Source organism: Massilia aquatica (genome assembly GCF_011682045.1).
GTDB lineage: Bacteria > Pseudomonadota > Gammaproteobacteria > Burkholderiales > Burkholderiaceae_D > Telluria_A > Telluria_A aquatica.
In genome coordinates this window covers 36,002-59,103 of the sequence record NZ_VVIW01000018.1, presented here as the reverse complement: position 1 = coordinate 59,103, position 23,102 = coordinate 36,002, and the positions used below count along the sequence as shown (strand labels likewise).

Annotated in this window: 23 protein-coding genes, 1 tRNA gene and 1 pseudogene; 16 read left to right on the top strand and 9 right to left on the bottom strand. The window is 60.7% G+C overall.

Annotation, left to right across the window (positions count from 1 at the left end):
• The first annotated feature begins 66 nt into the window (after positions 1–66).
• Together F1609_RS24535 and F1609_RS24530 are read left to right on the top strand one after the other, a co-directional pair.
• Complete coding sequence (locus F1609_RS24535) at positions 67–1,458, top strand: thioredoxin family protein (RefSeq protein WP_167079286.1); 1,392 nt, start codon at positions 67–69, stop codon at positions 1,456–1,458.
• 55 nt (positions 1,459–1,513) lie between these two features.
• A pseudogene (locus F1609_RS24530) lies at positions 1,514–1,789 on the top strand (transposase); the annotation flags it as partial.
• A 51-nt stretch (positions 1,790–1,840) separates the two neighbouring features.
• Here F1609_RS24530 and F1609_RS24525 read toward each other — a convergent pair.
• From F1609_RS24525 to F1609_RS24500, 6 genes are all read right to left on the bottom strand, one after another.
• Positions 1,841–2,281, bottom strand: coding sequence for a hypothetical protein (locus F1609_RS24525; protein ID WP_167079284.1), 441 nt, complete (start codon positions 2,279–2,281; stop codon positions 1,841–1,843).
• A gap of 37 nt (positions 2,282–2,318) precedes the next feature.
• Positions 2,319–3,002 (bottom strand): hypothetical protein, encoded by a 684-nt coding sequence (locus F1609_RS24520; RefSeq protein ID WP_167079283.1) that lies wholly within the window; start codon positions 3,000–3,002, stop codon positions 2,319–2,321.
• 91 nt (positions 3,003–3,093) lie between these two features.
• A complete protein-coding gene (locus F1609_RS24515) occupies positions 3,094–4,398 on the bottom strand; it encodes a cation:proton antiporter (protein WP_167079282.1) in 1,305 nt (434 codons plus the stop codon).
• A 154-nt stretch (positions 4,399–4,552) separates the two neighbouring features.
• The gene (locus F1609_RS24510; RefSeq protein WP_167079281.1) at positions 4,553–5,725 is read right to left on the bottom strand and encodes a DUF1565 domain-containing protein; all 1,173 of its coding nucleotides are present in this window, start codon (positions 5,723–5,725) and stop codon (positions 4,553–4,555) included.
• Positions 5,726–5,760: 35 nt separating this feature from the next.
• Positions 5,761–5,834 (bottom strand) — tRNA-Cys (locus F1609_RS24505).
• A 167-nt stretch (positions 5,835–6,001) separates the two neighbouring features.
• Positions 6,002–6,589 (bottom strand): hypothetical protein, encoded by a 588-nt coding sequence (locus F1609_RS24500; protein WP_167079280.1) that lies wholly within the window; start codon positions 6,587–6,589, stop codon positions 6,002–6,004.
• Positions 6,590–6,942: 353 nt separating this feature from the next.
• Here F1609_RS24500 and F1609_RS24495 point away from each other — a divergent pair, with 353 nt between their 5' ends.
• The 10 genes from F1609_RS24495 to F1609_RS24450 all read left to right on the top strand — a co-directional run bounded on the left by F1609_RS24495 (position 6,943) and on the right by F1609_RS24450 (position 17,678).
• Positions 6,943–8,973, top strand: coding sequence for a PAS domain S-box protein (locus F1609_RS24495; RefSeq protein ID WP_229422037.1), 2,031 nt, complete (start codon positions 6,943–6,945; stop codon positions 8,971–8,973).
• Complete coding sequence (locus F1609_RS24490; RefSeq protein ID WP_167079278.1) at positions 8,970–9,356, top strand: response regulator; 387 nt, start codon at positions 8,970–8,972, stop codon at positions 9,354–9,356. Before F1609_RS24495 ends, F1609_RS24490 begins: the two co-directional genes overlap by 4 nt.
• Positions 9,353–9,694, top strand: a complete 342-nt coding sequence (locus F1609_RS24485; RefSeq protein ID WP_167079277.1) for an Hpt domain-containing protein — start codon at positions 9,353–9,355, stop codon at positions 9,692–9,694. The genes F1609_RS24490 and F1609_RS24485 overlap by 4 nt, the downstream gene beginning before the upstream one ends.
• 33 nt (positions 9,695–9,727) lie before the next feature.
• On the top strand, positions 9,728–10,537 hold the full coding sequence (locus tag F1609_RS24480; RefSeq protein WP_167079276.1) for a response regulator: 810 nt from the start codon (positions 9,728–9,730) through the stop codon (positions 10,535–10,537).
• A 344-nt stretch (positions 10,538–10,881) separates the two neighbouring features.
• Positions 10,882–11,622: a DUF4142 domain-containing protein gene (locus F1609_RS24475; protein ID WP_167079275.1), complete on the top strand. Its 741-nt coding sequence runs from the start codon at positions 10,882–10,884 to the stop codon at positions 11,620–11,622.
• Between the two features lie 354 nt (positions 11,623–11,976).
• The gene (locus F1609_RS24470; RefSeq protein WP_167079274.1) at positions 11,977–14,601 is read left to right on the top strand and encodes a type VI secretion system Vgr family protein; all 2,625 of its coding nucleotides are present in this window, start codon (positions 11,977–11,979) and stop codon (positions 14,599–14,601) included.
• Between the two features lie 27 nt (positions 14,602–14,628).
• Positions 14,629–14,964, top strand: a complete 336-nt coding sequence (locus F1609_RS24465; RefSeq protein WP_167079273.1) for a PAAR domain-containing protein — start codon at positions 14,629–14,631, stop codon at positions 14,962–14,964.
• Between the two features lie 2 nt (positions 14,965–14,966).
• A complete protein-coding gene (locus tag F1609_RS24460) occupies positions 14,967–15,539 on the top strand; it encodes a DUF4123 domain-containing protein (protein ID WP_167079272.1) in 573 nt (190 codons plus the stop codon).
• 368 nt (positions 15,540–15,907) lie between these two features.
• Complete coding sequence (locus tag F1609_RS24455) at positions 15,908–17,029, top strand: pesticin C-terminus-like muramidase (protein WP_167079271.1); 1,122 nt, start codon at positions 15,908–15,910, stop codon at positions 17,027–17,029.
• Between the two features lies 1 nt (position 17,030).
• Entirely contained in the window at positions 17,031–17,678 is a 648-nt protein-coding gene (locus F1609_RS24450; protein ID WP_167079270.1) for a hypothetical protein, read from the top strand.
• A gap of 63 nt (positions 17,679–17,741) precedes the next feature.
• Here the strand turns inward: F1609_RS24450 and F1609_RS24445 are convergent, their stop codons facing one another.
• Complete coding sequence (locus tag F1609_RS24445; protein WP_167079269.1) at positions 17,742–18,743, bottom strand: 2-hydroxyacid dehydrogenase; 1,002 nt, start codon at positions 18,741–18,743, stop codon at positions 17,742–17,744.
• A 157-nt stretch (positions 18,744–18,900) separates the two neighbouring features.
• Here F1609_RS24445 and F1609_RS24440 point away from each other — a divergent pair, with 157 nt between their 5' ends.
• Together F1609_RS24440 and F1609_RS24435 are read left to right on the top strand one after the other, a co-directional pair.
• Positions 18,901–20,088 carry a GGDEF domain-containing protein gene (locus tag F1609_RS24440; protein WP_167079268.1) on the top strand — a complete coding sequence of 396 codons (1,188 nt, stop codon included), beginning with the start codon at positions 18,901–18,903 and terminating at the stop codon, positions 20,086–20,088.
• Between the two features lie 119 nt (positions 20,089–20,207).
• Positions 20,208–20,612, top strand: a complete 405-nt coding sequence (locus tag F1609_RS24435; RefSeq protein WP_167079267.1) for a hypothetical protein — start codon at positions 20,208–20,210, stop codon at positions 20,610–20,612.
• 43 nt (positions 20,613–20,655) lie between these two features.
• Here F1609_RS24435 and F1609_RS24430 read toward each other — a convergent pair whose 3' ends face one another.
• A complete protein-coding gene (locus F1609_RS24430; protein ID WP_167079266.1) occupies positions 20,656–21,141 on the bottom strand; it encodes a phage regulatory CII family protein in 486 nt (161 codons plus the stop codon).
• Between the two features lie 95 nt (positions 21,142–21,236).
• A complete protein-coding gene (locus F1609_RS24425; protein ID WP_167079265.1) occupies positions 21,237–21,722 on the bottom strand; it encodes a hypothetical protein in 486 nt (161 codons plus the stop codon).
• Between F1609_RS24425 and F1609_RS24420 the strand changes: the two genes are divergently transcribed.
• Both F1609_RS24420 and F1609_RS24415 read left to right on the top strand, forming a co-directional pair.
• On the top strand, positions 21,715–22,269 hold the full coding sequence (locus tag F1609_RS24420) for a hypothetical protein (RefSeq protein WP_167079264.1): 555 nt from the start codon (positions 21,715–21,717) through the stop codon (positions 22,267–22,269). The two genes, F1609_RS24425 and F1609_RS24420, sit on opposite strands and share 8 nt — an antisense overlap.
• Before the next feature lies 1 nt (position 22,270).
• Complete coding sequence (locus F1609_RS24415; protein WP_167079263.1) at positions 22,271–23,059, top strand: DUF2491 family protein; 789 nt, start codon at positions 22,271–22,273, stop codon at positions 23,057–23,059.
• Positions 23,060–23,102 lie beyond the last annotated feature (43 nt).

Genomic DNA, 23,102 nt, shown 5'->3' with positions numbered 1-23,102 from the left:
AAGCCCGGTGGCATGTCCCTGTTTTCGATATACTTTCGCCACTTTCAACACACCCGGAACCGGACTATGGCGAACGACGCTAACACGCAGGCAACCTCCGTCATCGGCTGGCATCACGATGCCGACGCCGCTTTTGCCCAGGCCCGGGCCACGGCCAGGCCGGTGTTCCTGTACTGGGGCGCAAGGTGGTGTCCGCCCTGCAACCGGCTCAAGGCGGCGCTGTTGTCGCAGCCAGGCTTTGCCACGCTGGCGTCTTCTTTTGTGCCGCTGCACATCGATGGCGATGCGCCCGGCGCGCAGCGCGCCGCCGATCGTTTGCAACTGCGCAGTTACCCGACCCTGGTGCTGTACCGCCCCGACGGCGCCGAAATCACGCGCCTGCCGTGCGAACTGACGGGGCCAGGCTTTCTTCACCTGCTGCAACTGGCGCTGGCGGCGCCGTTCACCGCGTCGGCATCGCTGCAGGCCGCCTTGTCGGGCCGGCGCGCCCTGTCGGCCGACGAATGGCGCTTGCTGGCGTGGTATTCCTGGGATACCGACGAAGGCCGGCTGCTGGCTGGCCGCGACCTGGCCGCCACCCTGGCCAGCTTGCGCGCGGCCTGCGACGAGCCCGCATCGGCACTGCGCCTGGCCTGGCACGCGCTGCACGCGGCGCTCCCGGCCAAAGCCGCGCCGGAGCAGCACGCCGCCAGCGCCATGCTGCTGCGCACCTTGGCCGACCCGCAGGCGGTGCTGGCGCAGGTCGACCTGGTGAGCGGCTACGCGGTCGACCTGGTGCGCGGCTTGACCTTGCCGCAGTCGGCGCCACGCCTGGCATTGACGGCGGCATGGTCGGATGCGCTGATACAGCTGGAATCATGCGACGCCCTGAGCCCGGACGATCAACTGTCCGCCTTGCGCGTAAGGGTGCGCATGGCGCGCCTCGGCAGCCCTGTTGCCGGGCTGGAAGCGTCGCTGCGAGAGCGTGCCGGCACCGCACTGGCGGGGGCGCAGGAACCCGCGCTGCGCCATCAGGTGCTCAACACTGCCGCCGGCATGCTGGCCGACGCCGGCCTGCTGGACGACGCCGGCGCGCTCCTGCATGCGGCCCTGGCCAGCTCGCTGGCACCGTTCTACTTCATGCACAACCTGGCCAGTGTCGCCAAAAAACGCGGCGATACCGCAGCCATGCTCGACTGGTACGAGCGCGCCTGGGAACAGTCCAGCGGCCCCGCCACGCGCCTGCAATGGGGCGCCACCTTCCTGCTGGCGCTGCTGGATGCCACGCCGGCCGATGCGACCCGCATCGGGGCTGCTTGCGGCGCGCTGCTGCGCGAGGTGGAAGGCATGCTTGACGCCAACTGTCGCCGCAACGGCACCCAGCTCAGCCGCATGTTGAACAAGCTGAGCGGCTGGAACGGTGCCAGCGAGAAAGTCGAAGAGTTAAAAATATCCCTGTCGGAGCACGTCAAGCGATAAATTTAGGGAACCTGTTCCAGATCAGACCCTCAAACGTTATTTGAGGTGAAAGACGATGGCACGACCCGAGTTCGCGAGCGACGTTTCGCGCGAAGAGTTTGAAGAAGTCCGCGGCATGCTGGAAGCGGCGCGGCGCAAGACGCGTCCGCGCAAGCACGATTTGTACGATGTGTTTTGCGCAGTGCTGTACTTGCTGGAAACCGGCAGCGCCTGGCGCGGCGTGCCGCAGGGCTTCCCGCCCTGGCGCACGGTACATGAATACTTTACCCAGTGGACTGCGGTACGCCCCGGCGAACCGATGTTGCTGGAGGTCGCGCTCGATCAGGTCGGCCGCCCGGCCACCGTTGCGGCCCTGCACAAGGCCCTGGGCCGCCGCTAAGCTTCAGCCACCCGCAGCGGCTGCAGGCGCCGCGGGTGCCGTTGCGGCTGCCTTTTCGAACGTGACTGTTTTTTCATCGATGAAAAAGGTGCCGACCGGCTGCCCCAGCGCGGTCGGCTTCGGCTCGGGCAGCTGGGTGCAGGTGAGCGTGTCGATCTGGATCAATTCGCCGCTCGAGCGCACCGAATACACATCGTCGCCGTTCGAGAACAGTTCGACCGACACCTCGTCGAGCGCTACGCTTTCCATCGGAAAGGCGCGCTGGCATTCCGGCATGTGCGAGGTCACCAGGGTGAGCGTCATTTCCTTGTTCCAGAAATATTCCTGCTCGGCGCGCACGGTGATCACGTGATCGTTGCTGCTCTCGGTTATATAGTAGGTGGCCGAACCCTTGATGCAGCCGGCCAGCAGCAACGGCGTCAGTACAATCGCGAACCTGCGCATGATCGCTTCCCTGTGGAGTAATGCCAGCAAGTATAGATCAGAACTCGGTGCCCATGGTCAACGAGATGCCCGCGCGGCGCGGCCTGGGCAGCGTGCTTTTGAACTCCGGCGAGCGGCGCGATACGCGCAGTTGCAGGAACCAGGGCCCGTGCTGCGCAGTGCGCGTATAGGGAAAATTGAAGCGCATGCCGGCGCTCAGGGCGCGTACAAAATTACGCCGGCCCGCCATGGCGTCGTCGCCGGCATGGCGGCCGTTCAGGAAGGCGTGTTGCTCGCGCATGCGCGCTTCCAGGCTGCCGAACGCGGAGCACTCCAGCCACGGCACCATGCAGGAGGGGGACGAGGACGAGGACGAGGCGAGCGATGAGGAAGCGAACGGCGCCAGCAGGCGGGCCATGTCGAGCGGCGCGGCGGAGGCTGCATCGGGCCCGAGCATGACGGTCAGGCCGCCCACCGCGTAGCTGCCGTCCTTGCCGTTGGCCATGCCCCACCAGGCGCCGGTGGACAGGCGCAGGTCGCGTCCGAGTCCGACTGCGGCCGGCCGGGTGATGCGCGCGGCCGCGCCGCTGTAGTAGCGCGGCGGCTCGGTCAGCCAGGTGCTGTCGGCAATGCCGAAGCGGGCCAGGTCGTCGGCGAAGCGCGGCTGCGCCAGCACGGCGCCGCAGGAAAGGGTGAGCGTGGCCGCCAGCCACGCTAAAGATGCACTGGGTAAAATAGCCATGACCGTCACCGCCTCGTGGGAAAATACTACGGAGGAGTTCGATTGTAGGCCTGGCGCGCCGGCCCGGTTTGGCCTGGCGCATGGGCTGGCGTCAGCCCCGCTTGCGCTTCCAGAAACGGTCGAGCAGCGGCTTGACGCTGGTGCCGTGCACCAGGATCGAGAGCATGATGACGACCACCGTAATCTGGATCAGCTCGCGCGAGAGCGAGGCCGGCAAGCCGTGGTTGAGGGCGTACATCAGGTAGTACAGCGAGCCGATGCCGCGCACGCCGAACCAGGCGGTGATGCCGCGGATGCGCATCGAGCTGTCCGAGCCGGCCAGGCCGATCATCACGCTCAGCGGCCTTGCCACGGCGAACAAAAACAGGGCCGTGCCGACGCTGCGCCAGTTCCAGTCGTGCATCGACACCATGCCGCCCAGCAGCAGCACCAGGGTCAGTTCCGACAGGCGCTCGAGGTGCTCCTTGAACACCAGCGACTCGGCGCTGACGGTCAGCGGCACCTCGACCGGCGGCGCTTCGGCGCCCGGATCATCCCTGGCTTTTTCGGCCACCAGCAAGCCCTGGCGGTCCTTGTGGGCGCCCGACAACACCAGTTCGGTCTGGCGCAAGGCCACGCCGGCGAAAAACACCGCCAGGAAGCCCCAGGCCAGCAGCACCACGCTCAGGCCGTAGACCACCGCGATCAGGCCCAGGCCGACCAGGTCGTCGAGCACTTCATGCTTCGGGTCTTTGCCGCGCAGCATCCATCCGATGCGGCCCAGCGCCGCCCCGCCCAAGGTGCCGATGGCGATCGCGGCCAGGGTGGCCCAGAGCACGTCGACCAGCACCCAGCGCCAGCCAAAGTCGCCCAGTTCGTGGGCGCCCAGCAATCCCAGGCCCAGCATCACGAACGGGAAGGCCGAGCCGTCGTTCATGCCCGCTTCGCTGGTGAGGGTGAAGCGCAGCTTGTCGCGGTCGTCCGGATGGCGCACCTGGACGTCAGTCGCCAGCACCGGGTCGGTGGGCGCGAGGATGGCGCCGAGCAGCACGCCCGCGCCCAGCGGCAAGTTCAGAACGTAATAGCAGAAGGCGGCGATCAGGCCGACGCTCAGGCTCATCGAGACCCAGGCCAGGCGGAAGGCCGGCATCCAGCGCTGGCGCGAGATCGGCACCGGCATCTTGACCCCGGCCGAGAACAGCGACACCAGCACGGCGATTTCGGTCAGGGTTTCGAGCAGGTGCGACTGCTCGACCGGACTGAAGGAAAAGATGCCCAGCACCATCGGCCCGAGCACCAGCCCGACGCCCAGGTAGACGATGGCCGAGGTGAAAGGCAGGCGCGCGATGCTGGTGGCCATCAGGCCCCGCGCCAGCATCAGGCAGCCGATCAGGATGAACCAGTGGATAGTCGTCATGGGGAGCTTCGGCGCAAATGTGAGGGGAGGGGAGTGCGCCGATTCTACAGACTACAACTGTTTCCCTTCGTCCTGTTGCCGTACGGATCGAAGCCCTGCGCGCAAACAGAAAAGGCCGGGAACCTTCCCCGGCCGCTGCGGTCGCGCTGCCCGGTTAGCGCTGGTAGGCGCCGATGTCGATGGCAGCGGTCCGGGCGCGCGGCTTGCCGGCGATGTCGGCCGCGGCCGCGTGCTCGCTGGTGCCGTGGCCGACCCCGGGCGAGCCTGCGCGCAGGCGCAAGTCGGGCAGTCCACCTTTGCCGTAGCGCATGAACTGGGGCGCTTGCGCCACCGTGTCGAAATGCTTGAGTCCGTTGTTCAACTGCCAGTCGGCGGCTGCGTTCAGATACACCAGGTTGTTGCGGTAGCTGTTGTTGCGGCCGGTCGCTCCCTGTTCCGAAATGCCGTATTTGTTGTCGTAGACGATGTTGTTGTGGACGTTGGTGAAATCGTTCGGCCCCTTGATGTAGTAGGGGTCGCCGCCGCCGACCAGGATCCCGGTCATCGAGCGCGCGATGGTGTTGTGGCTGACGATGACGCTGGTGGCGTCGTGCCACATCTGGATGGCAGCGCCGCCGATGGCGTACAGCACGTTATTGGTGACGCTGCCGGTGGTGCTCATGTTGATGCCCTGCACGAAGCGGCAGTCGGTGGGGCCGATATCGTGCACCAGGTTGCCGTTCACCGTGCCCAGGTGGCCCTTGTAGTAGCTGTCGACGCTGATCCCGGCGGCCCCGGCACTGGTGCAGGGCACGTCCTGGCCCACATGATGCACGTGGTTGTTGCTGATCTGCGAATCCGAACCGGCGCTGTAGATGCCGTAGGTCCAGCGCACGCCGCCGTGGGCGTTGCGCCCGTCGACCTGGAAGCCGACGATGTCGACGAAGCTGCCGCGGTTATCCCACGCCATCTTGGTCAGCGAGCCGCGCGGCGGCACCAGGCGGGCGCCGCCGCGCACGGTGGAGACGTAGGCAATGCGCCGTCCCGCGCTGCCGCTCATGGTGGTGCGAAAGCCGCCCATGTACGTGCCCGGCGCCACGTGCACGGTGGTGCCGGGCAGGGCCACCCTGGAGGCGCGTACGATGGTTTCGAAGGGCTTGGCCGCGGTGCCGGGATTGGCATCGGAACCGTTGCTCGCGACATAGTAGTTGTAGCTGGCGGGCGCCGGCGCAGCGGCCGGGGCCGGGGCCGGGGCCGGTACCGGGGCGGCGGCCGCAGCCAGCGGCAGGGCCAGGCCGGCAAGCAGCGCTGCCGGCAGAAGTAGGTGGGGGGGCCTGGATCGGTTCATCAACAAAGTCCTTTTCGCCGGATCGTGCTGGAAAATGGAGGCGGATGCCGGAATCGAACCGGCTTCCCCAGCGTTGCAGGCTGGTGCATTGCCATTTTGCTACTCCGCCATGAAGCTAGTGTCTACCCGCGCCGTTCCTTGCTGTGCCGACTGGATCAAACAAAGTGTTTGTGCGGCAGCCGAAGAAAAGCGGCCCTCGCAGGGCCGCTTTTGCTGTGGCAGCCAAAGAAAAGCCGCCCTCGCGGGGCGGCTTTTACTGGCTTGAAAAGCTGGCGCCTACTGCGCGACCGCCTTGTCGTCGGCGCCGGTGGCGCCGCCTTCGGCCCGGCTGTAATTGTTGATTACATAGCCGCTGGCCAGGTTGGCCACGCGGGTCAGCATCAGGTTGTCGTGCACACCCAGGGTAAAGCCGGCCGACATGGCGCTGGCGCGCTGGAAGAATTCGGGACTGGCAACCGTGCGGCCCTTGTTGTCGGTGATCTTCAGGCGCAGCAGCACGCCGGAACTGCCCGCCAGCGGCCCCAGGAAAATGCGCTTGGCGCCGCGCTTGAAGCTCATCTGTTCAATGACCGGCTGGATCACCAGGGTGCGCCCGTTGGCCTTGCGCGCATTCCACTGCAGCAGCGAGGCCGACAGATCCTTTTGAATATTCGCTTCGATCTTGTTCAGGCCATCCGGATCGGCCTTGACATCGGGTCCGAACACCACCGGCCGCACCTCGATCCGGCCGAATGCCGAAAACGCTTCGGCCGGGGGCGGATTATTGGTCGAGGACGCCTTGATCTTGGTGGCGCCGCAGCCTTGCAGCAATACCGCACCAAACAGGCATGAAGCAAACAGCAATGCTTTGGAGGTGATGTTCATCTAATTCCTTCGAGTCGTCGTTTTTGTCAGGGACCGGCATATGCTGGCAGTGGCGATAATATAGTAAATCCATCAGCATTCACTAATATGTAACTTCCTGATGGAAACACAACACGGGGTGCGGCAAGTCGGGCCGGCGCCCGTCTTACCTAGTGTAAGCGACACCATGGACGAAGAGAATCGGGTATATTTCATTTTTACCGATAGCTATCAGAATCATGAGCGGAAGATAGCGGCGGGACTGCGCCAGACGTGTTTTGAACGCCCTTGGCTTGATTGTCCGGGGGCCGGCGCCATACCTGGAAACCATGATCTTGCTTGATGCCCCAGTCCCCGCCGATGAAAGCGCACGCATGGCCGCGCTATGCGGCCTGAATATCCTCGATACGCTGCCCGAGGAGCGCTTCGACCGCATTACGCGCACCGCGCAGCGCGCGTTCGCCTGCCCGATTGCCCTGGTCACCCTGGTCGACAGCGAGCGCCAGTGGTTCAAATCGCGGCTCGGTCTGGATGCGCCGCAAACGCCGCGCAATATCTCGTTCTGCGGCCATGCGATCCTGCACGACTATCCCTTCATTATTCCCGACGCGGCCCTTGATCCGCGCTTTGCCGACAATCCGCTGGTGCTCGGTGCGCCGCATATCCGCTTTTATGCCGGCATTCCCCTGCGCGCCGATAACGGCGCGCTGGTCGGCACCCTGTGCCTGATCGACCGCGTGCCGCGCAGCTTTTCCGACGACGATCTGGCCACCCTGTGCGACCTGGCGCAATGGGCCGAGCTCGAACTGAATGTCTACACCATCAAGCAGGCGACCCAGATCAGCCGCGACAAGGAAGCGCGCCTGCAGGCCATCGTGGAAAACGCGGGCGACGCCATTATCACCATCGACGATCACGGCCTGGTCGAAACCTTCAATCCCGAGGCGCAGCGCCTGTTCGCTTACCGGCCCGACCAGATTATCGGCGCGCCATTGACCACGCTGATCGCGCGCCATTACCGCGCCGCCGCAGCCGGCTATGTGCGCGAGCTGGCGCTTGATGGCATCGGCGGCGGCGTGCGCATCAACCGCCAGGTATTCGGGCAGCGCAGCGACGGCACGCGGTTTCCGGCCAATCTGGTGGTGAGCGAAATGCATATCGACGGGCGTCGCGCTTTTACTGGCCTGGTGCGCGATATTTCGGCGCGGCGCCGCAATGCCGATGAAATGAAACGCCTGAACCGGCGCCTGGCGGAAACGCTCAGCCTGCAGCAGGCGATCTTGAACAGCAATAACTACGCCATCATTTACGCCAACGCGCATGGCCAGGTGATCATGTTCAACGACGGCGCCCAGCGCATGCTCGGCTATTCCGAAGCCGAGATGCGCACCCAGGCCTCGCTGCTGGTGCTGCATGACCCGGCCGAGCTGGAAGCGCGCGTGCAGGCGCTCTCGCTCGAACTGGGGCGCCCGATCCGCCCCGGGCCCGAGATGTTCATCGCCAGGGCACGCGAGCGTATTCCCGACGAAGCCGAATGGACGTACATCCGCAAGGATGGCAGCCGCCTGCCGGTGCTGCTGTCGATATCCGCCGTCTGGGATGATGAACATACGCTGTCCGGCTTCGTCGGCATTGCGCAGGACATCAGCGAACGCAAGAAAATGGAAAGCATGAAGAATGAATTCATTTCCACCGTCTCGCATGAACTGAGAACCCCGATGACCTCCATCAAGGGCTCGCTGGGCCTCTTGGCGGGCGGCGCGGCCGGCGAGATCCCGGTGCGCGCCAAGGTGCTGCTCGATATCGCCAGCAAGAATTGCGACCGCCTGGTGCGCCTGATTAACGACATTCTCGATGTCGAGAAAATCGAATCCGGGAACATGCGTTTCGAGCCGGTGGTGCAGCCCCTGCTGCCGCTGGTGGAGCAAGCCATCGCCGCCACCCACGCCTTTGCCTCGCCGTTCCGCGTCAGTTTCGATTTGCGCTCCGATAATGGCGAATTGATGATCGCCGCCGATTCCGACCGCCTGATCCAGGTGATTGTCAACCTGCTCTCGAATGCCGCCAAATTCGCGCCGGCCGGCGGCGTGGTCGAAGTGCGCCTGCTGCGCGTGCCGGGTTATGCGCGCCTGTCGGTGACCGACCACGGCCCGGGTATCCCGCTCGCGTTCCGCGACCGCATTTTCCAGAAATTCGCCCAGGCCGATGGATCGGACAGCCGCCCCAAGGGCGGTACCGGCCTCGGTCTGAATATCTCGAAAGCGATTATCGAACGGCACCGCGGGCGCATCGATTTCGTCAGCGAATGCGGCGTGAGCACCGAATTTTTCTTTGAACTGCCGCTCGCGGCGGCGGCGCCATCGTCATCGTCATCGTCGCCTTTTTCCAGGACGCCCCTTTCATGACCGACCTCTCCCTTGTGCTCTACGTCGAAGACGATCCCGATATCCAGACCGTGGCCCAGATGGCGCTCGAGATGGTCGGCGGATTCACCTTGCGCACCTGTAGCTCCGGGCGCGAAGCGCTGCTGGCGGCGGCCGAATGCAAGCCGGATTTGCTCCTGCTCGACGTGATGATGCCGGGGATGGATGGCCCGACCACCCTGGCCGAACTGCGCAAGCTGCCCAATACCGGCAGCACCCCGGTGATCTTCATGACCGCCAAGGTGCAGGCCAGCGAAGTGGCGCATTACCGCTCGCTGGGCGCCATCGGCGTGATCGCCAAACCGTTCGATCCGATGCAGTTGCCATTGCAGGTGCGCGCCTTGTGGGACGAGGCCATGGCATGAGCGCACCGGGCGACCTGCAAGCGAAGCTGGCCTTGCTGGCGCAGGGATTCCGCACGCGCCTGCCGGCCCGTTTCGAGCAGATGCACGCCGCGTATGCGCTGTGCCAGAGCGAGGTGTCCGATAGCGCGCACTGGCAGGAACTGTACCGCTTGCTGCACTCGCTGGGCGGCGCGGCCGGCACCTTCGGCGCGCCCGAGATGGGGCTGGCGGCGCGCCGCCTCGAAGAAAAAATCAAAACGATACTTGCCCAAAACCATTGCAGCATTGAGAATCTGAATGACATCGGCACCGACCTGGCAGCCCTTGTGCAAATGACGCCGCCTGCGCCGGCACCGTAAAGACAGACCAGGCAGTAACAGGAACAGGACATCATGGATACATCGACGATTTACAGCAAGACTTCCAAAGGCATGACGGAGCTGAAAAACGGGTGCAAGAATCTGTCCCGCGATCCGGCCCGCGTGCTATCGATGATTAACGGACGCTCGAGCGTGCACGATTTCCTCGCGCTCGGCGGCATGCCGCTCGACAAGCTCGTCAGCGAACTCGACGCGCTGACCAAACAGGGCCTGGTGCGCGTGTTCGGCGGCGCGCAGCAAACCCTGCCGGCCGCCCGGCAGCAGGTCGCCTTGCACGACGATGGATTCGACTTTTCGGAAACCCTGCCGACCCTCGAAGTGACCGAGTTAACGCCGCAGGAAAGCGTGGAAGCGTGGGCCCAGGCGCGGCGCGGTGCGACGGAATTGAAAAATACCGGGTTCTATTCGTACGGGAACAAGGCCCAATTAGGCGCGAGCAAACATGCGCTCACCGCCCTGGTGGTCGAAGACGATGAGGAACTGTCGGAATTGCTGGTGGTGCTGCTGAGCGAGAAGGGCTTTACCGTGCACGCGGCCGGCAACATGAACGATGCGCTGGCGGTGGTGCAAACCGCGATGGCGCCCGATCTGGTGCTGCTTGACATCGTCTTGCCTGGGCTGCCGGGCAAGGATGGCTTCGACCTGCTGGCCGCGATCCGCCGCAACGAGGGCTGGGCCAAGGCGCCGGTGGTGATGGTGACGTCGGAAGTATCCGACGACCAGGTCATGAAAGGCTTAAAGTCCGGCGCCGATGCCTACATTTTCAAACCCTTCAAATGGGAAACGCTGTATTCCTGCATCCAGAGCGTGGTCGGGATCTGAGGCGGGGCGATAAACGGCCGGCTTGCCGCCACGGCGGCCGGCGCCAGCTTGTCGCCCGCACGCGGCCAGGCCAGAGGGTCGTCCGGGATGCGCAGGAAGCGGCGCACTCGTGCTGCCTTTTAACGCCGTCAACGCGCACGGCACCTTATCCGATCCGTATTGTTCATTTTCTCGTCGTCTCTCCTTTTGTCTCCTTGCGAACATAGCGGCCGCTGCCATTCATCGCCAGCCAGAAAGTAAGCTTGCGTATTGGCTACCGAGCGCTCGGAAAATGCCTACACGGCTAGACTGGCTCCGCAGCGTTATTGTTTCAATGACACTATTTATACTCAAGGAGATTCCCCATGCTGAAAACAACGTTGATCAAATGTGTACTGGGCGCCGCCGTGGCCACCGCGTTCGCCATGCCGGTAAGCAGCTACGCCCAGACGGGCGCGGCGACCATGAGCACCCCCGCAGCGAGCGCGCTGAACAAGGCCGACCAGAACATCGTGGCCGACATGGCACGCGCCAACATGGCTGAAATCGAAGCCGGCAAGCTGGCGCTGACCAACACCCAGAATGCGCAAGTGATCAGCTTCGGACAACAAATGATTGACGACCACACCAAGGCGCTCAACGATGTGACGCAACTGGCGCAAACCAAAGGCGTCACGCTCCCGACCGAGCCCGACAGCAAGCACAAGGCGATGGCCGCCAAGTTGAGCAAGCTGAAGGACGATGCCTTCGACAAGGCTTACATGGCCCAGGCCGGCGTGGGCGACCACAAGGCCGTGCATGCGGCGCTGAAAAAATTCGAAACCCAGGCCAGGGACCCGGACGTCAAGGCCCTGGCCGCCAAAATGCTGCCGACGGTCGAACAGCACCTGCACTCGGCCACCAGCATGGCCGGCGGCAAGGGCGGCGCCAAAGGCAGCAAAGCCCCGCTGACGGGCGAAGCGAACGATCACACGTCTCCAGCCGGTGCAGCCCACGGCGCGGGGCATGGCGCAGCCAAGGTCGGTGCCAAAACACCGGCCCCGGCTGCTGGCGTCAAGCCGCCTGTCGTGGGTGAGGCAAACGAGCAGAACGCAGGCAAGCGCTAAGGCCTTGCTTGCAGTGCGCACCGGTGCAGCACGCACCGGTGCGGTCTTTGCGCAGTTGGCTGCGACATGCTTCACTCATGCCGAAACCACAGCTGGCGCACCGGATTGCCCCCATCGTTGTCGTTTTTTTCGTACGAATCCCCTCCTTTTCAACGCCTGCCGACGCACACGGCAGCCATGATCTACATTCCACATAGAAACATTGCGCCCAATCATCTGAGCGATGAAATGCGACGTCTACAGTCAGACATCCGGTTCCGCCAATCGTTCACTTTTTGGGATTTCTATGTCAGCCGCCTTCGCAGTTTTCCTCCGCATTCCGTGCCTTGACCTCGCGCACGGGAGGACGCCGGCATGAGCGAAGCGCCCGACAGCTTGCGCGACCTGGTCAGCGATCGCCAGCACAAGCGCCTCATGCGGCTGTCTTTCCCGCACGACGACGGACCGGCCGCGCTATTGCTGGTCAATGCAATTGAAGCCACGGAAGGGCTGTCGCGTCCATTCGACTACCTCGTCGAACTGCTGTCGGACGAGCCGAATATTCCGCTCAAAAGCGTGCAGGGAAAAATGCTGTGCGTGCAGCTGGTGCGCAAGGACGGCAGCATGCGCTATTTCACCGGACTGGTGTTCGGATTTCGCCTGAAGACGGTCGACGGCGGCGTGTCGTATTACGAAGCGCGGCTGGGGCCCTGGTATAACTATCTGGACATGCGTCGGGATAACTATCTGTTTCATAACACCACGCTATATCAGCAGACCTCCAGCATATTTAGCGACTACGGCAATCTGGCCGATTGGGACTGGCGGGTTGGCGGCGCCACGCCGGTCATGACCGATGCCTGCCAGTTCGGCGAGACCGACAGCAATTACCTGGAACGGCGCTGGGCCACGGCGGGCATTTTGTATTGGTTCGAGCATACGGAGCATGGCCACAAACTGGTGCTCTCGGACGATTCGACCAGCGCACCGGCCATCGATGGCGATCCCGATGTCCCTTTTCAGCGCCATGGCGGATCACAGCATGAGGATAGCATTGGCGAATGGTCGCCGGGGCGCCAGATTACCCAGGGCAGCCTGGCGCTGGCATCGTATGATTTTAAAACCGGCCGGCCTGCGACTACATCGCTGCCGACGGTGCAGCAGCAAGGCGAGGTCCTTCCTGTCGAGTCGTACGAATATATCGGCGCCTATGGTTTTAAAGACAGCGCCAACGCACGCGAGGTCGCGCAGCGCCAGATCGAGGCGCTCGAAGCGGGCGGCAAGCAATTCGATGGCAGCGGCAATAGCCGGCATGCCATGCCGGGCCGCTGGTTCCGGCTTTCCGGACACTTCGATACCACCACTGGCGGCGACGACGCGCAGGCGCGCGAATTCCTGATTACCGAAGTCCATCACAGCGCGAGCAATAACTACCACTGCAAGGGCGCCACACCATCGCATTACGAAAACCGCTTCAAGGCGATCCGCAAGATCATTACCTGGCGCCCGCCGCGCGAGCATAACAGCACTGACACCCGCATTCACGGCATCCAGACCGCCACCGTGGTCGGCCCCGCCGGGGAAGAAATTCATACCGACGAATACGGGCGCGTGCGTGTTCAATTCCACTGGGACCGTGCGGGTAGCAATGACGAGAAAAGCTCCACCTGGCTGCGCGTGGCAACGCCATGGGCCGGCGCCAATTTCGGCATGACCACCATTCCCCGCATCGGGACCGAAGTGCTGGTGCAGTTCATGGATGGCAATCCGGACCGGCCGATTATCACCGGCATGGTACCGAACGTGAATACCATGCCGCCCTGGACGCTACCCGATAACAAGACCCAGTCCGGCATCCTGACCAGATCGACGCCGGGCGGGGCGTATGACAACGCCAATGCGCTGCGTTTCGAAGACAAGAAGGGCGAAGAGCAGCTCTGGCTGCATGCCGAAAAAGACCAGTTGACCGAAGTCGAGCATGACGAAGACAAATGGGTAGGCAATGACCGGCGCAAGACGGTTGATCGCGACGAGATCAGCCATATCAAGCGCGACCGCACCGAGACGGTCGACCGCGACGAAACCATCACCATCCATCGCAACCGCAGCGAGCGGGTTGACCATGACGAAACCATCAGCATTGGCGACCATCGCGACGAAGATGTGGGCAAGAACGAAACCATTCATATCGGTGGCAACCGCAGCGAGACGGTCGATCAGAACGAGCGCATCACCATCGGCAAAAACCGCGACAAGCAAGTGCGCAATAACGAATCCGACAAGATCGGGAAGAACTGGTCGATCAAGGTGGCCAAGCTGAAGAAGGAAAACATCGGCATGGCCAATCTGGAAAATATCGGCCTGGCGCGCATGACCAATATCGGTATTGCGTATTCGCTGATCGTGGGAATGGTGCGCAATACCGCCGTGGGGATGGCTGATTTCCTGACCGTGGGCAAGTCGCGCAAGGTGACGATCGGCGAAACGCAGGAAGTCAGTATCGGCAAAACCGAAACCCGCACCATCGGCCAGAGTCATATCACCTCGGTAGGCGAGCACCTGGAACTGGTGTGCGGCGCAGCCAAGATCGTTTTGCGCAGCGATGGCAGCATCTTTTTGCAGGGTACCCAGATTCATTTGCAGGGCAGTGCGCAGATCAATGCCGATAGTGGCCTGGTGCAGATCAATTGCGGTGCTGCCAAAGGCCCGCCAGGGGTGCCCGAGGCCAAAAAGGAGGCGCCTGCCGAAACGGCGGCGGTGGGATCGTCGCTGGTCGATTGCGGAGGGCCGGGCAGAGCCGGTATCGACGCTGGCCTGGAAAAGCTGATGAGCGGAGAAATGAGTCCGCTGGCCGTTTTCAAGGAACTGAAGAATCTCGCGCAGACCGCGAAAGCGGTCAAAAGCGGCGATGCCGGCGCCATTGCCGGGGTAGTGGGATCGGTGGTAGGCGGCGCGGCGGCGCTGATCAAAGGCGGCGGCAAAGGGGGCGGCGGGAGTTAATCGTTTCAGTTCGAGGAGGTGTCAGCAATGGGAAAACCATCGGCCAGGCAAACGGATGACGTGGCGCATAACCGGGGCAGCGGCGCCATTCTGGAGGGCAGTGCCAATGTGTTGATCGGTAGCTTGCCGGCGGCGCGCATTGGCGACAAGGTCCAGCACAACGGCGCGCGCGACACCATTGTCGAGGGTGAAAAAACGGTTCTGATCAACGGCAAGCCGGCGGCATGCATGAGCGACCGGGTCAGTTGCCACGGCATTATCAGCGGCGGCTGCATGACGGTCTTGTTTGGGAAAGATAAGCATGAGACCTGCCTGATTGAAGCGGCGGAAGCCGGGGCGATGATGGTCCAGCCAGGGAATTGACGATGTTCAACGACCTTACGCGCAAAGCACTGCACCGGTTGCTCGTCGAGCGCAGTGGAACGTTGTATGTCCTGTACGACGCGGCGGCAGACAACGATTTACTGGGCGATCTGCAGCGCGATGGGGTGACGCATGAGTGCCTGTACAGCGGCACCAAGGAAGTCACGCTGCGCAACGTGGCGCCGTATCTGATTCCGTGCGCGCAGTTTGGTGCGGATGCAGCGGCGTTTATTGACCAGGTCTGGCACCGGGGCGTGACGATGCTGGTGGAGTCCGATGCGGGATGCGATGCGCTCAAGATTCAATTGAAGAAAAACAGTTTTGTCAGGAATAGCGATGGAGTTGAATGCTACTTCCGCTACTACGACGCGCGGGCGTTTGCACGATTTGTACGGATGGCGAATAACGAGCAACTGGGTCAGTTTTGTGGAAGTGCGTGCCGGGCGATTTATTTTGAGGATGCTGGTAGCGGGAAGATTATCGCCCTGGCAGGGAAGAAGACAACGCTTATCAGTCGGATTTTCGATCCAGGCACGATGCGGTTCGAGGTACGTAATATAGATGCCAGCCAGTAGGTAAAGGGACGAGATGATTGAGTTTACAGTAGAACAGGAGGCGCGAGTGACACGAAGAGACTGTCGAGCCTGGATAGAGCTCATGGTTGATGCATGGTATTCAAGTCTGTACTCGCATACAAATGAATACTCTGCTGAAATTTTAATATCGCATTTGAAGAGAATTTACTTTTTTTGCCGAGAAAGAAACGTGGTTAATCCCGAGCATATAGTGCTCTTGGCGTTTATTTTGTTACGCGCAAATTCATTGCGATGCAGTAAGGTCGACTTTGAGTGCATTATAAAATACTTTATGCACCATGCAGAGATGAATAATGTTGACTATGCAAAAAAATGGATTGATTTCTATTTGGCGGAGATAACAGTTCATGGCATCTAAAAAAATAGAACAGCCTCCCTCAACGCTGGCTAGGACTGTGGACAACCTTCCGAAAGCCGATCGATACGAATTGGACGTTGAAATCGCTCTCATAGCTAAAGCGAAAACCTGCCAAGAAAATATGGAGATTAGGAAAGCCGAAATAGTTAAGCTAAAAAGCCAAAAAATTGAATTGGAAAAAAGGATTAATGAAAACAAGGAAAAGAAATCCGGGTCAAAATCGAAAAAAAATAGAGAGCTAAGCCAGGAGGAAATTGCAAAAATTGAGGAAAGCGAAGCGCAGAGAAGAAATGATAAGGTTACTGCCGCCGAGATAACTAAGAAACTTGAAATTTATGAGGGGATGAACAAGATTTCATGCCGCATCAGACATCCCGGCTGTGTCGAAATGATGAATGCTTCAAAAATAATATGGCCAAAATCAATAGGTGACGAAATCAATAAGAGAAATGGAACCAATATAGACTTTGGGCAGCTTTTAAATTTGGAGGGCGGGGAGTTGACACAGGCATACATTCCTTGGTGGCCTTACATGAAAAATGGTTCGCCTGTGATTGATGCCATGAAGAATTCCTCGGGAGTTTGGGAGCCTCGATTAGTTGGGGATTATTCTGGGGAGCCAAGCAATCGCTCGGGCGTGACCATTGGTGTGGGTGTCGATTTAGGGCAATTCGATGAGGCTGGTTTTGGAAGAATAATGAAAAAATGGAATACGGGCGAACATCAAATATCTGTTGATGAACTGCAAATAATTAACGAAAAAATAAAACCATACTTTGAGAAAATTGGTGCAGAAGCGTGTGCATTTCTTAGGCGCAATCCTTTGGTGTTAAGCGAAAAGGAAACGCATTTTCTCGACATGGTATCCCAAAACGCAGCCGTGAATGATACGTTGTCGAAATATAATGCCTGGCTAAAAAATCATAAAAATGTGAATGGGATTGCTTTTACAGAGCTTACCAAAGAGCAGCAGACCGCTTTGTTATCCCATACTTATCAACACGGAACTCCCAAAAACGATATGTTGAGGGCGATTTTAGAAAATGATGCTTCCCAGATACCGAAAATTAGGGAGCGGGATTATTTGTTTAAGGCAATGAGTAAGGATTAATATGAAATCAAGGATTATGGCGAGGCGATATAGTGTTCAGGTTTTGGTCGCCACAATTTTGTGGTTCTACTATAATTCAGCGTGGACAGCTCCAATTGTGAAAAAATTTAAAAATCCAGCGATGCAGTTCGTGGGCACATGGGAAGTAAAATCGCATGATTTTCGCGAGTTTTACGGATTTCCAGAAGACCTAGAGAGGCAATTGCAAGAAAGGGCATCTGCTTTTCCCGTCGGGATGCATATTCGTTTTGAATGGACAGGATCTGCGGGCATGCCAGGCGGGATTGACCTGAAAACTATGCAATTCTCCGGGCCTATTGGCGAAACTCTCTCCATGACAATTTTATATCCCGATTTAAAGAAGCTCTGTGGAGGTTACTGGGATTTCATTTGCGATAAAAATAAGGCTTACTCGAACAACTTAATGATTGTCCAGATTGAAAAATGGAGCGTCCAAGAAAGGGAGGCAATATGGCCTGAAATCGTCCCGATAGAATATAGCTTGGTCCATCTTGCAAAGACGTACAGTTTTGATGCTTGGATAGCAAAAAATGGCGATATGGTATTGCCGATAGTTCTGGATGGGCGCAGCCGAGATGGCGATGGGTTCGGAATAATGGGGGTCTACTTGGAAAAAACCAATAAATGATTTCGCCGAGCCGCCGCTACTTTCTTTGGTATTCCTAAAAAGTTCAACTGATCAGCGCGTTCGTTAAGGCATCACTTCATTAATGCAGTGTCTTCCACCTATGAAACACTCAATATTCCCAAACGTCACCTCCGCAATCTCGCGCATCGCCTCCACCGTAAAAAAGCCCTGATGCCCGGTCACCAGCACATTCGGAAACGTCATCAAACGCTGAAACACATCATCCTCGATGATATCGCCCGAGCGGTCGTGGAAAAACAGCGACGCTTCCTGCTCATACACGTCGATCGCCAGAAACCCCAATTGACGCGATTTGAGCGCGTCGATCACGGCCGGCGTATCGATCAGCGCCCCGCGCGAGGTATTGACCAGCATCGCCCCGCGCTTCATGCCGGCCAGGCTGTCGCGGTTGATCATGTGCCGGGTGGTATCGAGCAACGGGCAGTGCAGCGTGACGATGTCCGACTCGGCCAGCAAGGTCGGCAGGTCCACCAGCGTCCCCAGCGCGGCAAACCCGGGCGACGGAAAAGGGTCGTGCCCCAGCACGCGGCAGCCGAAGCCCTTGAGAATGCGCGCCGTGGCCAGGCCGATCTTGCCGGTGCCGACCACACCCGCCGTCTTCCCGTGCAAATTGCTGCCCAGTAGCCCGTCCAGCGCAAAGTTTCCTTCACGTACCCGCGCATACGCCCGGTGCGTGTTGCGGTTGAGCGTCAGGATCAGCGCCAGCGTATGTTCGGCGACCGCTTCCGGCGAATAGGCCGGCACGCGCGCGACAAAAAATCCCAGCCGGTGCGCTGCCTCGATATCGACGTTGTTAAACCCGGCGCAACGCATCAGCACTGCGCGCACGCCCAGCTGGTGCAATGCTTCCAGCACCGGTGCATCGAGCCGGTCGTTGACGAAGGCACACACCGCGTCGCATCCTTGCGCCAGGGCCACCGTATGCAGCGCCAGCGCCGCTTCCTGATATTCCAGCGCGATATGGCGGCGCTCGGCGCGCGCCGCCAGCGCTTCGTCCAGAAAACGCCGGTCGTAGGCCTGGGTGCTGAAAATGGCGATTTTCATGGTTGTCGGTTCCCGCGTGATGAAGATGGACCATCATAGCCTTGTCAGGCCGGTATCTCCATCTTCGTGCGGATAAATGAAATGGTGCAATCCATGCGCTGTGCGCGCGCCACACGCGTATGATTGGCTGGCTCCCAACTCATATTCCGCGCCGCCCATGCTGAAAATCGATCCGGAATTACTGAATAACGCCAGCCTGTCGCCGCACCGGCGCGCCCTGGAGCAGGGCTATCGCTGGCTGCGTTTCGAAGACGGGTTGGAACAGCAGTTCCAGGCATTTTATGTTCAGGGCCACGTGGCGCGCGTGCGCATGGCCGCGTATGTGTGCATTGTCCTGTTTGCCATGTTCGTGATTCTCGACCTGGCCACCTTGCCGGCCTACGTGTCGATCCGCACGGCCAGCATCCGGATCGGGCTGATTATCCCGAGCTTTATCGTGGTGCTGCTGGCCAGCTATCGGGCGGCGTGGCGGCCGTATCTTGGAACGGCAGTGTTTTCGGCAGCGCTGGTCACGGGACTGAGCACCGTCGCGGTGATCGGCAGCGCGCTCGATGCCGGCTACCAGATCCCGTACGAAGGCATCTTGCTGGTGGCCTTGTTCATCTACCTGATCGCCTTCCTTTCATGGCGCCGCGCGCTGCTGGCCAATATGGTGACCTTGTGCGCTTTCGTCATCATGGAATTCTGGCTGCAAACCGATCCGCGCGCGCGCCTGTACCAGATTGTCTTCATGTGCGCGGCCAATGGGGTGGGCGCGTACGGCGCCTACTTTCTCGAACACAGCATGCGCACCACTTTCCTGGTCAATACGCTGCTGCACGAACTGGCCGCGCTCGATGGCCTGACCGGATTATCCAACCGGCGCACCCTGAATATCCATCTGGAGCGCGTCTGGCGCCAGGCCCTGCGCGACCGCCAGACGGTGGCGATCGCCATGATCGATATCGACCATTTCAAGCGCTATAACGACCGTTATGGACACGCGCGTGGCGACGCGGCCCTGAAAGCGGTGGCCGACGTCATCGCCGCCCAGGCGCGCCGCCCGCTCGACCTGACCGCGCGCTATGGCGGCGAAGAGTTCGCGGTGATCTGGCACAACCCGGTCCCCGGCGAATTGCAGGCCATGGGCGAAGTGCTCACGGCGGCGGTGGCGGCGCTGCGGATCGAGCATCCCGACAGCGACTCGGGCAGCCTGAGCGTGAGCGTCGGCGTGACGATCGGCCTGCCGTGCGCCGGCGACGATGCCGCAGCCTTGCTGCGCATGGCCGACCAGGCCCTGTACCAGGCCAAGCACCAGGGCCGCAACCAGGTCGTGGTCAGCGAGCCGGTGGCGGCATTGGTGTAGCGAAGAAAAGACACAAGCCATACGGCAACTGACTGTTTAAGCGACTCTTGAGCGGAGATGTTTACCGCAATTACTTTTTGTTATAGTGTCGGCATTATTTATTCAGCGGAGATTCGGAAATGAATGGAGCAGGCGGAACCAGCGGCGGCATTGGACAGTTCTTCCTCGGCCTGATCATGATGTGCGGCGGATTCTATTTACTGCTTAACGGGATCGTGGTCAGTTCGAATTTCGGATTCGGTTCGCGCCTGTTCGGCTTCGGTTCCGGATTCGGCATCAGCGGCGGCATGGTGATGATTCCGATGATGATCGGGATCGGCATGGTTTTCTATAATTCGAAGAATTACCTGGGCTGGCTGATTGCCCTGTGCTCGTTCGCGGCGCTGGTATTCGGCGTGATTTCGTCGGTCAGCATGAGCCTGCGCACCATGTCGGCCTTCGAACTGATTTGCATCCTGGTGCTGGCGATCGGCGGACTCGGTCTGTTCCTGCGCTCGCTCAAGCCGTCGCAGCCGCGCTCTTGATAACACCCCGGCCATGCGTGTGATTGCGCATGGCCGGCTGCGATCAGCCCGTGCCGGTACGCATGCGCAAGCGTGCGCGCCAGGCGCCCAGGGCCGATAAGGCAGCATGAAATTCGCGCTCGATCAGGTCCGCTTCGGCGCTGGTGACCACGCCATCCATCAGCGCCTCCGACACGGCTTCGGCCACGGCCCCGACCTCGCTCATGACCCGGCACACCGTCTGCGACAGGTCGTCGCGGCCCACCTGTTCCGGTTGCGGCACGATGAAGGCGGCCATGCCGTGCCGGTTCAACAATGCATGCAGCGGCATCATCGCTTCCTGCACCCCGGCTTTGTGGCAATGCTCGACGATGATGGAAACTTCCTCGAACGAGGGGTAATGTGATGAAATGGTGGGCGAGAGCTTGTTGCGCAGCACATTGGCGGAAATGCCAATGTCCTTGGCCAGCATCTCCAGGCCGCCGGGATAGCGGCGCGCCACGCTGTAGAGCGCATCGTGCTGGTTCATGTCCAGATATTTACGAGTCATGGTAAATCTTGCCTTTTTTTACCGGTGCATGCGCAGCCGATGTGCTGTTATGCTTCTTTCAACCTTCAACCCGGCCAAATAAAAATGAAGTCAACTCAGATTATGTTGCTGCTGGCTCTGCTGCTACCCGCCGCAACCACGGTCACGGCCGTAGCGAAGCCGTCCTCAAGTTCGAGTTCGCGGTCGAGCTCAAGCTCGAGTTCGTTCAAGAGTGGATTTTCCTCCCAAAAATCCAGTCCTACAAGTAGCAATCGGTCAACATCGTCGAACAACTCGTCGTTTGGCTCCTTCGGCAGCCGTTCGTCGTCGGCTTCGCCGCCGCCGCAGCGCTCCGGGTCGTCGTGGTCGCAGCGCTCGCAAGAGAGTGCGCCGCCGCCGCAAAGGTCGGGTTCGGCGTGGTCGCAGGGCAGCAGCGCGGAGTCGGGCAGTGCGGAGAAGAAGGGGGCGTACGGCGGTTTCGGTTCCTTCGGCGGGGCGCCGGCGCGGCAAGATGGCGGCGCCCAGCCAGTGCAGCAGAAGCCAAGTTCGGTGCTGTCGCAACGCTTGAACAAGGGCAATGCCGAAGCGAATGCCTTGCGCACGCTGGAAGCGCGCCGGGCAGCCGAGCAGGCCGCGAATGCGCCGCGCGATAGCCGGCCGGTGCCGCCGATCCAGCCAGGCGGGCAGTATGGCTCGGGGAATGCGGGCCAGTACGGGAACACGAACAGTGGGCAGAATGCGGGGCAATACGGCGGCCAATCCAACGGCAACCGGAATGGCCAATATAACGGTAACTCGATGCCGGCGCCGATTATCGTGCCGCAGAATAATAGTAGCGGCATCGGCGGCGCGATCGCGGGGTTTTTACTGGGCCGCGCCACGGCCAATTCGCATGCGCATACCGGTTATCCGGGCAATGCGAACAATAGCGGCATGGCCGGTACTACGCCGGGCAGCAGCGCCAGTGTTCCCGGTCCGGCAGGCACGGTTGAGGCGCCGCCGGAACGCTCCCTGGGTAAATCGCTGTTGCGCACCTTCGTGTGGCTGGTGATTCTCTCGGTACTGGGCTGGATCGCTTATTTGGGATGGAAGTTTTTAAGGCGCGGCAAAGCGCCGAGCACCGCAAACTATTCTTTTGATCGGAATTGAGATGGGCTGGAAGAATGCATTCGACTATATGCGCGGCATCGCCGGCAAGCACGGCGCCGATGGCAAGGCGCGGCGCGAAGATGAGGGCTTGCCGATGGGCGCGCGCATCGGCGGCATGCTCAAGCTGCAGATGTCGCCCCTGATCCGGGCCCAGGCCAACGGTTCGCTGATCGCCATGCCGCGCGAGGCCGATACATTGATCGAGGCGGTATCGCAGATCAAGCTCAATCTGGCGGGCGGGCTGTATCGGTATTACCTGGCCAAGGGCGACGATGACGCCAGGGAGAAGTTCTTGCAGCTGTACGCCGATGAAAAAGGCCAGGTCGCCGAGATCATGTACTGCACCCAGCTGGCCCGTGTGATTCCCGAAACGGCGGAAGACCAGGACGCCTACACCGGCCGCGCCGGTTTTGGCTTGGGCGACCAGACCTACACCTTGTGGCGCGAGCAGCTCGATGATGTCGGCCTGTCCGAGGATGAACTGGCCACGGCATTCGGCGACAGCGACCGCCTCGATTATGTGCGCGATGCGGGCGACCGCAACGCCAGTTTTGTCAGTCCGTTCACCGGCACCGAAACCCGGATCGACGACGCCGGCGGGGAAAAGGGTCTGAAGCAGGAAATGTATTTCATGCCGTACGTGCGCGAATTGCCGGGCGGCGGCAGCGAATTTTTGCTGATCACGACGGAGATTCTCTCCAGCGTGAATGGCGATAACTCAAAACGCGGTATCCATGTCGATTTCGTCATTGGCTTACCGGTGGAGCAAGAACGGGTCGTTATCCAGTAACGGTTCGGTAAAGGCAGTTTTACTTAACAACGAAAGGGATTCA

What these genes read in the sequence shown, in the direction of transcription:
- F1609_RS24460 (WP_167079272.1), top strand. Translation starts at nt 14,967, where the DNA reads ATGTTCAACGACCTTACGCGCAAAGCACTGCACCGGTTGCTCGTCGAG.
- F1609_RS24455 (WP_167079271.1), top strand. Translation starts at nt 15,908, where the DNA reads ATGGCATCTAAAAAAATAGAACAGCCTCCCTCAACGCTGGCTAGGACT.
- F1609_RS24485 (WP_167079277.1), top strand. Translation starts at nt 9,353, where the DNA reads ATGAGCGCACCGGGCGACCTGCAAGCGAAGCTGGCCTTGCTGGCGCAG.
- F1609_RS24525 (WP_167079284.1), bottom strand. Translation starts at nt 2,281, where the DNA reads ATGCGCAGGTTCGCGATTGTACTGACGCCGTTGCTGCTGGCCGGCTGC.
- F1609_RS24415 (WP_167079263.1), top strand. Translation starts at nt 22,271, where the DNA reads ATGGGCTGGAAGAATGCATTCGACTATATGCGCGGCATCGCCGGCAAG.
- F1609_RS24515 (WP_167079282.1), bottom strand. Translation starts at nt 4,398, where the DNA reads ATGACGACTATCCACTGGTTCATCCTGATCGGCTGCCTGATGCTGGCG.
- F1609_RS24465 (WP_167079273.1), top strand. Translation starts at nt 14,629, where the DNA reads ATGGGAAAACCATCGGCCAGGCAAACGGATGACGTGGCGCATAACCGG.
- F1609_RS24520 (WP_167079283.1), bottom strand. Translation starts at nt 3,002, where the DNA reads ATGGCTATTTTACCCAGTGCATCTTTAGCGTGGCTGGCGGCCACGCTC.
- F1609_RS24495 (WP_229422037.1), top strand. Translation starts at nt 6,943, where the DNA reads ATGGCCGCGCTATGCGGCCTGAATATCCTCGATACGCTGCCCGAGGAG.
- F1609_RS24435 (WP_167079267.1), top strand. Translation starts at nt 20,208, where the DNA reads ATGAATGGAGCAGGCGGAACCAGCGGCGGCATTGGACAGTTCTTCCTC.
- F1609_RS24440 (WP_167079268.1), top strand. Translation starts at nt 18,901, where the DNA reads ATGCTGAAAATCGATCCGGAATTACTGAATAACGCCAGCCTGTCGCCG.
- F1609_RS24450 (WP_167079270.1), top strand. Translation starts at nt 17,031, where the DNA reads ATGAAATCAAGGATTATGGCGAGGCGATATAGTGTTCAGGTTTTGGTC.
- F1609_RS24500 (WP_167079280.1), bottom strand. Translation starts at nt 6,589, where the DNA reads ATGAACATCACCTCCAAAGCATTGCTGTTTGCTTCATGCCTGTTTGGT.
- F1609_RS24510 (WP_167079281.1), bottom strand. Translation starts at nt 5,725, where the DNA reads ATGAACCGATCCAGGCCCCCCCACCTACTTCTGCCGGCAGCGCTGCTT.
- F1609_RS24470 (WP_167079274.1), top strand. Translation starts at nt 11,977, where the DNA reads ATGAGCGAAGCGCCCGACAGCTTGCGCGACCTGGTCAGCGATCGCCAG.
- F1609_RS24430 (WP_167079266.1), bottom strand. Translation starts at nt 21,141, where the DNA reads ATGACTCGTAAATATCTGGACATGAACCAGCACGATGCGCTCTACAGC.
- F1609_RS24535 (WP_167079286.1), top strand. Translation starts at nt 67, where the DNA reads ATGGCGAACGACGCTAACACGCAGGCAACCTCCGTCATCGGCTGGCAT.
- F1609_RS24475 (WP_167079275.1), top strand. Translation starts at nt 10,882, where the DNA reads ATGCTGAAAACAACGTTGATCAAATGTGTACTGGGCGCCGCCGTGGCC.
- F1609_RS24480 (WP_167079276.1), top strand. Translation starts at nt 9,728, where the DNA reads ATGGATACATCGACGATTTACAGCAAGACTTCCAAAGGCATGACGGAG.
- F1609_RS24490 (WP_167079278.1), top strand. Translation starts at nt 8,970, where the DNA reads ATGACCGACCTCTCCCTTGTGCTCTACGTCGAAGACGATCCCGATATC.
- F1609_RS24445 (WP_167079269.1), bottom strand. Translation starts at nt 18,743, where the DNA reads ATGAAAATCGCCATTTTCAGCACCCAGGCCTACGACCGGCGTTTTCTG.